General features: G+C 32.6%; 13 protein-coding genes. 7 read left to right on the forward strand and 6 right to left on the reverse strand.

The features are described from left to right. Positions 1–103 precede the first annotated feature (103 nt). The 6 genes from tsaE to OA93_RS04745 form a co-directional block, all read right to left on the reverse strand. A complete protein-coding gene (tsaE, locus tag OA93_RS04720; protein ID WP_039111992.1) occupies positions 104–511 on the reverse strand; it encodes a tRNA (adenosine(37)-N6)-threonylcarbamoyltransferase complex ATPase subunit type 1 TsaE in 408 nt (135 codons plus the stop codon). Positions 512–582: 71 nt separating this feature from the next. Next, the gene (locus OA93_RS04725; protein WP_039111993.1) at positions 583–2,136 is read right to left on the reverse strand and encodes a bifunctional response regulator/alkaline phosphatase family protein; all 1,554 of its coding nucleotides are present in this window, start codon (positions 2,134–2,136) and stop codon (positions 583–585) included. Positions 2,137–2,309: 173 nt separating this feature from the next. After that, positions 2,310–3,713: an efflux transporter outer membrane subunit gene (locus OA93_RS04730; protein ID WP_039111994.1), complete on the reverse strand. Its 1,404-nt coding sequence runs from the start codon at positions 3,711–3,713 to the stop codon at positions 2,310–2,312. Further along, the gene (locus OA93_RS04735) at positions 3,703–6,873 is read right to left on the reverse strand and encodes an efflux RND transporter permease subunit (RefSeq protein WP_039111995.1); all 3,171 of its coding nucleotides are present in this window, start codon (positions 6,871–6,873) and stop codon (positions 3,703–3,705) included. Before OA93_RS04735 ends, OA93_RS04730 begins: the two co-directional genes overlap by 11 nt. A gap of 8 nt (positions 6,874–6,881) precedes the next feature. Then, the gene (locus OA93_RS04740) at positions 6,882–8,003 is read right to left on the reverse strand and encodes an efflux RND transporter periplasmic adaptor subunit (protein WP_039111996.1); all 1,122 of its coding nucleotides are present in this window, start codon (positions 8,001–8,003) and stop codon (positions 6,882–6,884) included. Positions 8,004–8,019: 16 nt separating this feature from the next. Continuing rightward, on the reverse strand, positions 8,020–8,517 hold the full coding sequence (locus tag OA93_RS04745) for a hypothetical protein (RefSeq protein ID WP_039111997.1): 498 nt from the start codon (positions 8,515–8,517) through the stop codon (positions 8,020–8,022). A 237-nt stretch (positions 8,518–8,754) separates the two neighbouring features. Between OA93_RS04745 and OA93_RS04750 the strand changes: the two genes are divergently transcribed. The 7 genes from OA93_RS04750 (at position 8,755) to OA93_RS04780 (ending at position 15,354) form a co-directional block, all read left to right on the forward strand. Then, positions 8,755–9,984 (forward strand): HD domain-containing protein, encoded by a 1,230-nt coding sequence (locus tag OA93_RS04750; protein ID WP_039111998.1) that lies wholly within the window; start codon positions 8,755–8,757, stop codon positions 9,982–9,984. 40 nt (positions 9,985–10,024) lie between these two features. After that, a complete protein-coding gene (gene lpxD, locus OA93_RS04755; RefSeq protein WP_039111999.1) occupies positions 10,025–11,068 on the forward strand; it encodes a UDP-3-O-(3-hydroxymyristoyl)glucosamine N-acyltransferase in 1,044 nt (347 codons plus the stop codon). Then, complete coding sequence (locus OA93_RS04760) at positions 11,061–12,449, forward strand: bifunctional UDP-3-O-[3-hydroxymyristoyl] N-acetylglucosamine deacetylase/3-hydroxyacyl-ACP dehydratase (RefSeq protein ID WP_039112154.1); 1,389 nt, start codon at positions 11,061–11,063, stop codon at positions 12,447–12,449. Before lpxD ends, OA93_RS04760 begins: the two co-directional genes overlap by 8 nt. A 72-nt stretch (positions 12,450–12,521) precedes the next feature. After that, a complete protein-coding gene (gene lpxA, locus OA93_RS04765; protein ID WP_035624097.1) occupies positions 12,522–13,307 on the forward strand; it encodes an acyl-ACP--UDP-N-acetylglucosamine O-acyltransferase in 786 nt (261 codons plus the stop codon). Positions 13,308–13,401: 94 nt separating this feature from the next. Continuing rightward, complete coding sequence (gene efp, locus OA93_RS04770; protein WP_039112000.1) at positions 13,402–13,968, forward strand: elongation factor P; 567 nt, start codon at positions 13,402–13,404, stop codon at positions 13,966–13,968. A 91-nt stretch (positions 13,969–14,059) separates the two neighbouring features. Then, complete coding sequence (locus tag OA93_RS04775) at positions 14,060–14,989, forward strand: UDP-3-O-(3-hydroxymyristoyl)glucosamine N-acyltransferase (RefSeq protein ID WP_039112001.1); 930 nt, start codon at positions 14,060–14,062, stop codon at positions 14,987–14,989. Positions 14,990–14,991: 2 nt separating this feature from the next. Continuing rightward, on the forward strand, positions 14,992–15,354 hold the full coding sequence (locus OA93_RS04780) for a nuclear transport factor 2 family protein (protein WP_039112002.1): 363 nt from the start codon (positions 14,992–14,994) through the stop codon (positions 15,352–15,354). Positions 15,355–15,371: the final 17 nt, after the last annotated feature.

Here is a 15,371-nt window from a genome sequence, read left to right on the forward strand (position 1 = left end):
AAATTAAGAGTACAAATTACGTAAAATCTTTTTAATAAAACAGTATTCTCTAGGCTAATACACATTCTTCAATGAAGTATAATTTTTGTATTAGCCTAAGGAATTAAACTAGTTTTAATAAACGTTTTCCGTCTGGTAACAATTCGATTGTAACAACCGAATGTTGTTCTGGGATTAAATTTGGAATTTTTTCTGACCATTCAATAAAACACCAATTTCCAGAATATAAATAATCATCAACTCCCATGTCTAGAGCTTCGGTTTCATGATTTAATCTATAAAAATCAAAGTGATATACAGTTTGATTGTCATTAGTTTGATATTCATTAACCAAAGAAAAAGTTGGGCTACTTGTGGCATCTTCAATTCCTAAACTTTTACACAATTGCTTAATAAGTGTAGTTTTTCCCGCACCCATTTCGCCATTAAAAAGGAGAATTTTATTAGGGTTTTGTGCTAAGATTTGCTTTGCAACTTCCTGAATTTGGTCTAACGAAAAAGTAACTTCCATTTTTTATTTATATTTTTTTTAAGCTAATTTTTTTTACTTCCGATGTAAACTGAAGCTAAATTTTTCTCCTTTTACTTTGGATTAAATATCAAGAACGGGATTATCATTTCTTCTAATGAAATTCCTCCGTGCTGATATGTGTTTTTATAATAACTCACATAATGATTGTAATTATTTACGTAAGCCAAAAACAAATCATTTTTTGCAAAAATAAACGAACTGCTCATATTTATTGCTGGTAAACCTATTTTTTTAGGTTCTTTTACAACATACACATCTTTATGCTCGTAGGTTAAACTTCGTCCTGTTTTGTATCGTAAATTTAAGCTTGTGTTTTTATCACCTACAACTTTCGATGGATTTTTTACATTGATTGTTCCGTGATCTGTAGTTAGAATTAATTTAAATCCTAAGTTCTGAGCTTGCTGTATAATTTCTAACAAAGGAGAATTTTTGAACCAGCTCAATGTCAGCGATCGGTAAGCTTTATCATCCGAAGCTAATTCTTTTACAACATCTAGCTCTGTTTTGGCATGCGATAGCATATCTACAAAGTTGTAAACGACTGTTACAAGATCATTATTTTTAAGTGCTTTAAAATTTTCAGCTAGTTTTTTTCCGCTTGCAAGGTTGGTGATTTTAAAATAGTCTTCTTTTATATTTAATCCCAATCGTTTTAATTGCGCACTTAAAAACTCGGCTTCGTATAAATTTTTCCCTCCGTCTTCTACATCATTTTTCCAATATTCAGGAAATTGTTTTTCCATTTCTATTGGTAATAAACCTGAAAATATTGCATTTCGAGCATATTGTGTTGCCGTAGGAAGTATCGAGAAATAAGGAACTTCTTTTTCTAGTTTATAATAATTTCCTACTACAGTTTCAAATGATTTCCATTGGTCGTAACGTAAATTATCAATTACCACAAACAAAATTGGTTTGTCTTTCTTTTTAATTTCCGGAACTACTAATTCTTTAAATAAAGTATGTGACTGAATTGGTTTATCTGCTTTTGGTGCAAACCAATCTTCGTAATTACGCTCTATGTATTTTCCAAATTGAGAATTTGCTTCAACTTTTTGAGATTCTAAGATTTGAATCATTCCCTGGTCGTTGATATTCTCCAATTCTAATTCCCAAAAAACTAGTTTTTTGTACAATTCAATCCAATCTTCATAAGAGTTAACCATTGCCATTTCCATCGCAATTTTCCTGAATTCCTTTTGATAATCTAGTGTTGTTTTTTCAGAAATTAATCTTGAGTGATCCAGATTTTTCTTTAAGCTCAACAAGATTTGATTTGGGTTTACAGGTTTTATCAAATAGTCGGCTATTTTAGATCCAATAGCTTCTTCCATGATATATTCCTCTTCACTTTTGGTAATCATAATCATCGGAATAGTAGATTTTTTCTCTTTCATTTCCGAAAGTGTTTCTAATCCGCTCATTCCAGGCATATTTTCGTCAAGAAAAACAATATCAAAATTTTCATCTTCAAAAATTGCAATTGCATCAAGTCCATTATTACATGTCGTTACTGCATAGTTTTTTTTCTCTAAAAATAATATGTGTGGCTTTAATAAGTCGATTTCATCATCAACCCAAAGTATTTTTATCTTATCCATAATTATATAGCTTGTTCAAAATTGTTAAATCTAAGTGGCAATTTACTTCTTTTTAAAACGGCTATTTATTAATATTATGATAATTTTACTATGAAAAAAATAAAAACCACTGAATATAAAAAATATCCAGTGGTTTAAATATGAAAATTAATAAGTAACCTAATTATGAAATCTTATTGCCATCCCCCTCCAAGGGCTCTGTATAATTGAATAATGGCATTATATTGTGAAAATTTGTTTTCGATTAAAGTTAATTCTGCATTTAAAGCATCGTCTTTTGCAGTAAGAACTTCTAAATAATTCACTAAACCGTATTTTAATAATTCATCTGAATATCCTGTAGCAACTTTTAATGCTTCTACTTGTTTCTCGCGAATTGCAATTTTTTTGGTTTCATTGTTATATTGCGCTAAGGCATCAGAAACTTCTTTTCCTGCAGTAAGCAATGATTGCTCAAATTGTAGGTATGCTTTTTCCTGATTCGCTTTAGCTATTTCAAAATTTGTTTTAATCTGGCGTTGATTAAAAATTGGCTGTGTTAATCCTGTTACAACATTTGCGAAAAATGAATTTGCACTAAACCATTCTTTTAAATCAATACTTTGAAGTCCACCAGTTGCTGTAATTTTAAGTGTTGGATAAAAATTACTTCTTGCAACATTAGTTCTTTCAAAATTCGAAATCAAATTATATTCTGCAGCAATTACATCTGGTCTGTTTCTTAATAAAGTTGCAGGTACACCAAGCGTAATTTCTGGTTGCATTTTCTGCACTTCAAAACTACTTCTCTCTACTTTAGTAGAAGATTCTCCTAAAAGAATGCTCATTTTGTTTTCATAAAGAATCGTGCTTACTTTTAAATCAGCAATGATAATTTCTGTAGCATATTTTTGAGCTTCTGTTTGTTTAACTCCAACTTCGGTAACGTTTCCTGCATCTTTTAAAGCAATAATCGTTTCTACACTTTCTGTTCTGTTAATCAAAGTCTCTTCAGTTAACTTAATTTGCTCATCTATTGCAATCAACTGATAGTATGTAGAAGCAATATCTGCAATTAATTGAGTTTTTACAGCTTGATTTGCAGCAGTAGTTTGTAAATAAACAGCATTTGTTGCACGTTTATTACTTCTAATTTTTCCCCAAATATCAGCTTCCCAACCTAGAGTTCCAGCAAGCTGGTATTGATCGGTACTGCGATTTTGAAGTAAAGCTCCAAACTGGCTGTTTTTTGATAACTGTTGGTGTGTCCAATCTGCACCTACAGAAAGAGTAGGGAAGTACCCTGATTTACCTTGTTTCATTGATGCTTCGGCAGCAGCAATGTTTTGCATTGCAATTCGGATATCCAAGTTGTTTTCTAATCCTTTTTTGATGTAACCTTGCAAAATTGGATCTGTGAAAACTTTGTCCCAAGAAAGATTTGCCATCGAAGTACTGTCTTTAGAAACCACTTCGGTTCTATATAAGTTTTCGGTTTTAATATCCTTTGGTCTTTCGTATTCTTTTGCAACGAAGCAGGATTGCATAACAGTTGCCGTGATGACAACTGTTACTATTTTATTTATATTATTTTTCATTTTCTTCGTCTAAAAGTATAACATCTGATTCTTTCTCTGTAAATGGTTTTCCAGAGATTCTTTCTTGTAAGCTTTGGAAAATAATAAACAAGATTGGAATTACAAAAACTCCAAAAATTGTTCCTATCAACATTCCACCTACAGCTCCCATACCGATTGAACGGTTACCTACAGCACCAACTCCTGAAGCTAAAGCCAATGGCATTAAACCAAAGATAAAGGCAAGAGAGGTCATTAAAATAGGACGTAAACGTGCTTTTGCACCTTCTATCGCAGCTTGTGTCAAGTCCATTCCGTGTCGTCGCCTTTGTATGGCGAACTCGACTATCAGAATGGCATTCTTCGCTAGTAGTCCTATAAGCATTATCAGGGCTACCTGGAAATAAATGTTGTTTTCTAATCCTGCTAGTTTCACAAATCCAATTGCTCCAGCAATACCTACAGGTAATGAAAGTAATACTGATAATGGAACTAAATAACTTTCGTATTGTGCACTTAATAAGAAATATACAAATATTAAACTCAATAAGAATACACCAGCAGCCTGACTTCCGGCAAGGATTTCCTCACGTGTCATACCAGAGAATTCATAGCTATAAGTTTTTGGCAAATGCTGAGCTGCTACTTCCTGAATTGCTTTAATAGCATCTCCAGAACTATAACCAGGTTTTGCTTTACCATTAACGTTCACGGCTTTTAGCATGTTGAAACGTGCAACAGCTTCTGGTCCGTAAATTCTTTTAAAATCAACAAACTGGCTTATGGCTACTTGCTGACCAGCAGCATTTTTAACATAAATCGTATTGATTGATTCAAGAGTTGCTCTGTCTGATGGTTTTGCCTGAATCATTACACGGTATTGTTTACCAAATTTATTAAAATCGGTAGTGTACAATCCTCCGTAGTATCCTTGCATTGTATTAAAAATATCAGAAACAGAAACACCTGCATTTTTTGCTCTTTCTACGTTAATATCCATTTGATATTGTGGGAAAGTAGGATTGAAGTTGGTAATTGCGTACTGAATTTCTGGTCTCTTCATTAATTCAGCCAAGAATTCATTACTTACTTTACTTACTGTTGTCCAATCATCATCTCCTTTATCCTGGATTTTTAATTCGAAACCATCGGCAGAACCAAAACCTTGTACACTTGGAGGTGTAAAGAATAATGCTTTGGCATCTTTAAAATGTGCTGTTCTACCAAATAATTCACCTACAACTGCATCTACAGATTGATTGGCTTCTTTACGGTATTTCCAGTCTTTTAATTTAATTACTGTAAATGCATAAGAACCTCCATTTACACTATTTAATAAACTAAAACCAACAACACTCATTCTTGATTCTACAATATCCATTGAGGCCAAAATAGAGTCTAATTCATTAACGGCTAATTGTGTTTTCTCCAAAGTTGTTCCTGGAGGAAGCGTTAAATCTGCCATGATGATTCCTCTATCCTCATTAGGAATAAATCCTGATGGTGTAGTTTGGAATAAGAATATAGTGATTGCCGTGAATACTAATAATCCTGAAATTGCAACCCATTTTTTTCTTGCTAAGAATCCAAGAGACTTAACATATTTATTGTTCATTCTATCAAAACTAGTATTGAAAGCAATGAAGAATCTATCTTTGAAATTCTTATCGTGATGATCTGAAGCTTCATGAGGTTTTAAGAACAAAGCACATAATGCCGGACTTAAAGTCAATGCATTAATTGCCGAAATTAAAATCGCAATTGCCAATGTAATTGCAAACTGTTGGTAGAATACTCCCGATGGTCCACTTAAGAATGACACAGGAATAAATACCGCAGACATTACTAATGTGATAGAAATAATCGCTCCTGTAATCTCGCTCATGGCAGAAATTGTAGCTTCTTTTCCTGATTTTGCTCCTTCATCCAGCTTGGCGTGGACTGCCTCGACGACGACAATTGCATCATCGACCACAATACCAATAGCCAGAATCATTGCAAACAATGTTAACATATTGATAGAGAATCCAAATACTTGTAGGAAGAAAAACGTACCAATAATTGCAACAGGAACTGCTATTGCAGGAATTAACGTAGAACGGAAATCTTGCAAGAACAAGAACACAACAATAAATACTAATATAAAAGCTTCAATTAACGTTGAAATTACTTTTTCTATCGAAGCATCCAGGAAGGTTTTAGTATTATAAGGAATTACATAATCTACTCCTTTTGGGAAATCTGGTTTTGCATCGTCTAAAATGTTTACAACTTCAGTAATAATATCTTGTGCATTTGAACCAGAAGTTTGAAATACCCCAACGGCAACACCTTGTTTACCCATTGCAATATTTTTGGTTCCATAATTAAAACCACCTAATTCTACCGTTGCAACATCTTTTAAGTGAACAAAGTTTCCGTTACCAGTAGCTTTGATAACAATATCTTCGTAATCTTTAATTTCTGAAAGACGACCTTTATATTTAATTACGTATTCGTAAATACCATCGGCATTTTCTCCAAATTTACCAGGAGCTGCCTCAACGTTTTGCTCTTGCAAAGCTGCCTGAATATCTTTTGGCGCTACATTATAAGCAGCCATTTTTTCTGGATTAATCCAGATTCTCATCGAGTAATCCTTAGCTCCAAAAACGTTTACTTGTCCTACACCTTTAACACGTTGCAATTTTGGTACAAGGTTAATTTTGGCATAATTCTGAATATATGTCTCGTCAAAATCGTCGTTGTTCGAATACAAAGCAAAGAACATCAAAGCACTCGTTTGACTTTTTAGGGTAGTAACCCCTGTTTGCACAACTGCTTGTGGCAATTTACTTGTTGCACGAGAAACTCTGTTCTGAACGTTTACCGCAGCAATATCTGGATCAACTCCAAGTTCAAAATAAACAGATATTTTTGCAGAACCATCATTTGCAGCAGAAGAAGTCATGTATGTCATTCCTTCCACACCATTAATTTCTTCTTCTAGAGGAATAACGACACTATTTAATACTGTTTCAGCATTTGCTCCAGTATATGTTGCACTTACCTGAACGGTTGGTGGTGCAATTTCGGGGTATTGTTCTACCGGTAATGACATCAATCCTAAAATACCAAGTATGGTAATTAAGATGGATATTACCGTCGAGAGAACAGGTCTTTCTATAAACGTTTTTAACATCTTGTATATTATTTTTTAGCTGTAGTATTTGTTGTTTCTGTAGCTTTATTAGCTGCATCTTTGGCTTGTTGTGGCGTGATTTCCATGTCATCTTTTAATTTTGACGCTCCTTCTACAACAACAACATCGCCTGCTTTAAGACCTTCTGTTACAATGAAATCTAAATCTGAAGTACCATTTGTTACTACAATTGTAGATTTTACCTTGTTTCCTTTTTCAACAACATAAATCATTTGTTTCCCTTGCACTTCAAAAACTGCATTTTGAGGAACTAGGATTACATTTTTTTGCTCAATAGGTAAACGGATAATTCCTGTACTACCACTTCTTAAAATACCTTGTGGGTTATTAAAATCTGCTCTAAATTGTGTGTTTCCTGTTGCTGCATTAACTAAACCATTCATTGTAGCGATTTTCCCTTTTTGGTCGTACTCTGTATTATCAACCAATAATAATGAAACTGGTGGTGCAGATTTTAATTTTTCGGCAGTAGTTGCTCCTTTAAATGTTTTATTAAAGAATAATAACTGTTTTTCATTCATAGAGAAATAAGCACGAACAATTTTTGTATCAGATACTGTTGTTAAAGGTACTTCGCTAGTTGCACTAACCAAGCTTCCTTCTCTAAAAGGTAAACCACCAATTACTCCACTTACCGGAGAAATGATTGTTCCGTATCCAATATTGGCAGCAATACTACCATAAGCACTTTTGGCTTGAGCCAACTTAGCTTTTGCAGTTTCTAATTGAACGATACTGATGATTTTTCTATCAACTAGTGGTTTCAATCTGTCAACTTCTACTTGTGCTGCTTGAACAGAAGCTTTTGCTGCAGATGCATCTTGATTTAATGTTTGAGTTTCAAGTTTAAAAAGCAATTGTCCTTTTTTTACAACCTGACCTTCATCAACATAAATCTTTTGGATATATCCATTTACTTTCGGACGAATTTCAACATTTTGCTGACCTTCAAGATTTGCGCTATACTCTTGGTATACTACTGCATCTTGTATTGAAATTGTTTTAACTGGGAACGGAGCTGGGCCTTGCGGCGGGGCTTGTTCTTCTTTCTTTTTACATGACGCAAAAACCAGCATGATAGCTATTAGTGAGAATGAAATATTCTTCATTTGTATTAAATTTGATTTATGATTTATTATTAACTTTTTCGATTTCTATAATTTCAGTAATTGTTTCTATAACTAATTCTTCGACTTTTAGGATGTGGCTTTTATATGCTTTTGCATGTTCCATATTCATTCTTTCTTCAGGGGTATTCATTGTTTTCTCTCTGTAAAAAATCATTTTGTCAATTATTTTATTCTCAAACTCAAGAATTTTTAAATAATTAGTAAATCGTTCACTAAACGGTGGCGGTCTGAAATATTTTTTTCGATCACCATGTAAAGTATAATAATCTATCTTTCCTATTTTTAAAAGAAAATTCAAATTTGTAGATACAGAACTTTTACTAGCACCCATTTTTTCTACTATTTGCTCAAAAGTCAGCCCATCTTTAAAAGCTTCAACGATTAATAGTCCAAGAATTCTTGAGCAAAGCGGGGGCAAGTTATATACTGATTCAAAATGAATACCGAATAACTCTATAAGCTCCTCTCTTTCCTTTTGTATGTTAGTATCCATGATTTTTTGGGCAAAGATAAAATTGGTTCGTAATTTACCGAACTAAACGAACTTAAATTTGTGTTAATTGTTTGTTACCAATAAAAAAGCGTAATATTGCCTTTTCGATGCACTAATTTAGATAATTATGATAACATTACATCATAAAAACTTAATTTGTTTGCTTTTTTGCCCAAAATGTAAAACAAAATAAGTAGTAATTTAGTTATATTTGTTGACCTAAAAAATAACCAAATAGTGAACGTTATAAATAAGCTGAAAATTTTCAATGATCCCATATATGGTTTCATTTCCATTCCAAATGCTTTTATATATGATTTAATAGAGCATCCTTATTTTCAGCGTTTACGCCGAATCTCTCAAATGGGACTGTCTTATTTGGTTTATCCTGGAGCTAATCATACTCGGTTTCATCATGCCTTAGGTTGCATGCATTTAATGCAAAAAGCAATCGAAACACTACGCTTTAAAGATGTTACAATTTCCGTCGAAGAAGAAAACGCATTATATATAGCGATTATACTACATGATATAGGTCATGGACCTTTTTCGCATGCAATGGAGAGAAGTATTGTTGAAGATGTAAATCATGAAGCAATCTCGTTATTGTTTATGAATCAATTAAATATTGAGTTTAACGGAAAGCTAAGTTTAGCAATTCAGATATTTAAAGGAGACTATCACAGAAAGTTTATGTTGCAATTGATTTCGAGCCAATTAGATATGGATCGTATGGATTATCTTAAGCGTGATAGTTTTTATACTGGTGTAGCCGAAGGAAATGTCAATTCTGAGCGTTTAATCCAAATGATGAATGTTGTAGATGATGTTTTGGTTATTGAAGAAAAAGGAATCTACTCTGTCGAAAAGTTTTTACTCTCTCGCAGATTAATGTATTGGCAAGCTTATTTGCATAAAACGAGCTTGGTTGCAGAACTTATTTTGACGAAAGTCTTAAAAAGAGCCAAAGAATTAACTCTAAAAGGAATTCATTTGCCTTGCAGTGAACCTTTGATGTTTTTTATGCAAAACAAAATTACCTTGGAAACTTTTACTCCAGAAACATTGGATTTATTCTCTCAACTGGACGATTTTGATATAATAGGCGCTTTAAAAGCATGGCAAAAACATGATGATTTTATACTTTCTACTTTAAGTAAAATGATAATAAACAGGGATTTATTAAAAATTAAACTAAGTAGCGAAAAGATTTCATTAGAAGAATTGCAAAGCCTGAAAGAAAAATTTGCATCTCAGAATAATATCTCTGCAATTGATGCAAGTTACTTTATATATAGAGGGAAAATAAAAAATCAAGCATACAGTAAAGAAGCCGAACCTATACGAATATTAAAAAAAGATAAGACAATTGAGGATGTTGTAGAAGCCTCAGACCAGCTGAATTTGAAATCGTTATCTAAATTGGTAACAAAGTATTACCTCTGTTTTCCAAAACAACTGATCTAAAATTAACATTTAAAACCTATTTTTTTATATTTTTGTCGCAATGAAATTTACAGCAGAACAAATAGCAGAAATTTTAGGAGGAGAGGTAGTTGGGAATCCCAATGCAGAAGTTTCTCGCTTATCTAAAATAGAAGAAGGTACAGAAGGATCTCTTACTTTCTTGGCTAACCCTAAATATATCAATCATATATATTCGACAAAAGCATCAGTAACAATTGTTAATGATACTTTTGTACCCGAAACAGAAATTAGCACAACATTAATTAAAGTTGACGATGCTTATGCGTCATTTTCTAAATTATTAGAGTTTTATAATCAAGTAAAATTGAATAAAAACGGAATTGAACCACAATCTTTCTTGTCTGAAAGTGCAAAATATGGCGAAAACCTATACTTAGGTAGCTTTAGTTATGTGGGACAAAACGTAGTTTTAGGAAACGATGTCAAAATTTATCCAAATTCTTTTATTGGAGATAATGTTGTTATTGGCAATAATGTACATATTTTTGCAGGCGCTAAAATTTATTCCGAAACAATCATAGGAAATAATTGCACAATTCATTCAGGAACAATTATTGGAGCCGACGGTTTTGGTTTTGTACCAAATGAAGAAGGTATATATAGTAAAGTACCACAAATTGGGAATGTAATTATCGAAGATAATGTTGATATTGGTGCAAATACAACTATAGACAGAGCAACTTTAGGATCTACAATTATCCGAAAAGGAGTGAAGTTAGACAATCAGATCCAGATTGCCCATAATGTAGAGATTGGTGAAAACACTGTTATCGCAGCCCAATCTGGCGTTGCTGGCTCTACAAAAATCGGTAAAAATGCAATGATTGGCGGTCAGGTAGGTATTGCAGGACATTTAACTATTGGAAACAATGTTAGATTGCAAGCACAATCTGGGGTTGCCAGAAATATTAAAGATGACGAAATTTTGCAAGGAACACCTTCACTTGGATATACTGATTTTAATAAATCATATGTTCATTTTAAGAATTTGCCTAAAATCGTTGCTGAATTAGAAGAATTAAAAAAACAAATATTAAACCAAAAAAATGGAAATAATGGTTAAACAGAAGACCATCAAGAAGGAAATTTCACTAACAGGAGTTGGACTACACACTGGGAAAGAAGTAACAATGACTTTTAAACCTGCTCCAATAAATAATGGATTTACTTTTGTGAGAGTTGATTTACAAGGACATCCTATTATTGAGGCAGATGCTAATTATGTAGTAAATACACAAAGAGGTACTAACCTTGAGAAATTAGGTGTTAAAATTCAAACACCAGAGCACGTTTTAGCTGCATTGGTTGGATGTGATCTTGACAATGTTATAATCGAGTTAAATGCATCAGAGCTTCCTATTATGGATGGTTCATCAAAATATTTTGTTGAAGCAATCGAAAATGCAGAAATAGAAGAGCAAGAAGCACAACGTAATATATATGTTGTAAAAGAAGTTATTTCTTTTACAGACGAAGCTACAGGAAGTGAAATTCTTGTTATGCCAAGTGATGATTACCAAGTAACTACTATGGTCGATTTTGGTACTAAAGTTTTAGGTACTCAAAATGCTACTATGAAAAGTATTGCCGATTTTAAAGCTGAAATTTCTAATTCAAGAACATTTAGTTTTTTACATGAACTAGAATCTCTTTTAGAGCACGGATTAATTAAAGGTGGTGATTTAAACAACGCTATTGTATATGTAGATAAAGAAATATCTGACGCTACAATGGAAAATTTAAAGAAAGCTTTTGGTAAAGATAAAATATCTGTTAAACCAAATGGTATTTTAGATAATCTAACTTTGCATTATCCTAATGAAGCTGCAAGACACAAATTACTTGATGTTATTGGAGATTTAGCTTTAACAGGAATAAGAATTCAAGGAAAAATTATTGCGAATAAACCAGGGCATTTTGTAAATACTCAATTTGCTAAAAAATTAGCTAAGATTATAAAAATTGAACAAAGAAATCATGTTCCGGTTTATGATTTAAATCAAGAACCATTGATGGATATTAATAAAATTATGGCAGTTTTACCTCATAGACCTCCATTTTTATTAATTGATAGAATTATAGAAATGTCTGATAGCCATGTTGTTGGAATGAAGAATGTTACTATGAACGAAAATTTCTTCGTAGGGCATTTTCCAGAAGCACCAGTTATGCCAGGTGTTTTAATCGTAGAGGCTATGGCACAAACAGGAGGAATCTTAGTATTAAGTACCGTTCCTGATCCAGAGAATTACTTGACTTATTTTATGAAAATAGACAATGTTAAGTTCAAACACAAGGTATTACCTGGAGATACGTTAATATTTAAATGTGAATTAATTTCTCCTATCAGAAGAGGGATTTGTCACATGCAAGCAAATGCCTACGCAAATGGTAAATTAGTTACCGAAGCAGAATTGATGGCGCAAATTGCAAGAAAACAATAAAGAAAATAGTTAATTATTTAGATTTATTGTTTCAAAAAAAGACAATTTTAATTTAAAATATAAAAAATACAGATGAATCAACCTTTAGCTTATGTTCATCCTGGCGCCAAAATCGCTAAAAATGTTGTAATTGAGCCTTTTACAACAATTCACAATAATGTAGTTATTGGTGATGGTACTTGGATTGGTTCAAATGTAACCATAATGGAAGGCGCGCGAATAGGGAAAAATTGTAATATTTTTCCAGGAGCGGTAATTTCTGCCGTACCGCAAGATTTAAAGTTTGGAGGAGAAGATTCTTTGGCTATAATAGGGGATAATTGTACAATTAGAGAGTGTGTTACGATTAATCGTGGTACAGTTGCATCAGGGCAAACAATCCTTGGTAACAATTGCTTAATTATGGCTTATGCACATATTGCTCACGATTGCGAGATTGGGAACAATGCAATTATTGTAAATGGTGTTGCTTTGGCAGGACACGTAGTTGTAGGAAACCATGCCGTAATTGGTGGTTTAGCTGCAATTCACCAATTTATTCATATTGGGGATCACGCAATGATATCTGGAGGTTCTTTGGTAAGAAAAGATGTTCCTCCTTATACAAAAGCGGCAAAAGAGCCTTTATCATATGTAGGAATCAATTCTGTAGGTTTAAGAAGAAGAGGATTTAGCACAGATAAAATTAGAGAAATTCAAGAAATTTATAGAATTTTATACCAAAAAAATTACAACACAACCCAAGCACTTAGCATAATCGAAGGTGAAATGGAGGCAACTCCAGAAAGAGATGAAATTTTAGATTTTATCAGAAACTCATCACGTGGTATTATGAAAGGATACTCAGGAAATTATTAAATAAAAGTTTAATCGTTTATTTGTTTATTCGTTACATCGAAAACAGATAAACGATTTAACGATTAAACAAAATATTAAATAAAACAAGAACAAAATGGCATCAACATCAGATATTAGAAACGGATTATGTATCAAATTCAATCACGATATTTATAAAATCGTAGAATTTCTTCACGTAAAACCAGGAAAAGGTCCAGCTTTCGTAAGAACGAAATTAAGAAGTTTAACTACAGGAAGAGTATTAGATAATACATTTTCTGCAGGACACAAAATTGAAGATGTACGTGTAGAGACACATAATTACCAGTTTTTATATGCTGAAGGAGATGAATTTCATTTTATGAATACTGAATCTTTTGAGCAAATTTCTTTGAATAAAAACATCCTGGATGCACCTGGATTATTAAAAGAAGGAACAAGTGTAATGGTTCAGGTAAATACTGAAACTGATTTACCTTTATCTGTAGATATGCCATCTTCTGTGATTTTAGAAGTTACTTATGCTGAGCCAGGAGTAAAAGGAAATACAGCAACAAATGCTACTAAATCTGCAACTGTTGAAACTGGGGCTACAGTAAACGTGCCTTTGTTTATTAATGAAGGTGATAAAATTAAAATTGATACTGCTTCTGGTTCTTACATGGAGCGTGTAAAAGAGTAGTTTTTATTAGTTTTCAGTTTTTAGTCCCAGTTAACATCAATATCGATTGTGAACTGGGACTAAAACTGAGACTAAAAACTAATTATAAATTATGAAATTTCAAAAAGTTCACTCTTTACAAGAAATTGCAAATTTGCTTAATTGCGAATTTGTTGGTGATAAAAACTTCCAAGTCCTAGGTATGAATGAAATTCATGTTGTCGAGCCTGGAGACATTGTTTTTGTTGACCATCCAAAATATTACGACAAAGCCTTAAATTCGGCAGCAACAATTGTGTTAATCAATAAAGTTGTTGATTGTCCCGAAGGTAAAGCACTACTAATTTCTGATGATCCTTTCAGAGATTTTAATATCCTAACTAAACATTTTAGACCTTTTCAGGCAACAAATGTATCTATAGCTCTTTCTGCAACTATTGGAGAAGGAACCGTTATTCAGCCTAATTGTTTTATTGGAAACAATGTTACAATAGGAAAGAACTGTCTGATACATCCTAATGTTACTATTTACGATCATACAGTAATTGGTGACAATGTCATGATTCATGCAGGAACAATATTAGGTGCAGATGCTTTTTATTATAAAAAACGCCCAGATGGTTTCGACCAGTTAATTTCTGGTGGAAGAGTAGTAATAAAAGACAATGTTGGCATTGGTGCATTATGTACTATTGATAAAGGAGTTACTGGTGATACAACTATCGGAGAAGGTACTAAACTAGATAATCAGGTTCATGTTGGGCACGATACCGTTATTGGTAAAAAATGCTTAATTGCTTCACAAACGGGTATTGCTGGTTGTGTAATTATCGAAGATGAAGTAACAATTTGGGGACAAGTTGGTACAACAAGTGGTATTACGATAGGAGAGAAAGCTGTAATAATGGGACAAACAGGAGTTACTAAATCTGTAGAAGGAGGGAAGTCTTATTTTGGTACACCAATCGAAGAATCTAGAGAAAAGCTAAAACAATTAGCTAATATCAAGAAAATTCCTGAAATTCTTAATAAATTAAAATAACTATGACTGCTAAAGAATTTGTTCAGAAATTTTATAAATCGGATGCATTGATTGATAGTGAAACTTTCAAATTATATCTGCATCCTGAGGTAATAGTTGATTGGCATAGTACAAAAGGACCTATCCAGTTGAACTACAATGGTGTATTAGATTTATCTAACGAATTAGGCAGAGCTTACGTACGTTCTAAAGTAAGAATTAGTCATATTATAGAAGAAGATGATTTAGTTTCTGTACGATATTCTCATTATGTAAAAACAATAGAAAATCCTAGAGAAGAAATGCTTTTAGCCCATTTTATGGCTATTTGGCAAATAAAAGACAATAAATTATACAGAGGTTATCAAATGAGTCAATTATTATAAGATATTTTGATAATAAA

The organism is Flavobacterium sp. KMS (assembly GCF_000813005.1).
Taxonomy (GTDB): domain Bacteria; phylum Bacteroidota; class Bacteroidia; order Flavobacteriales; family Flavobacteriaceae; genus Flavobacterium.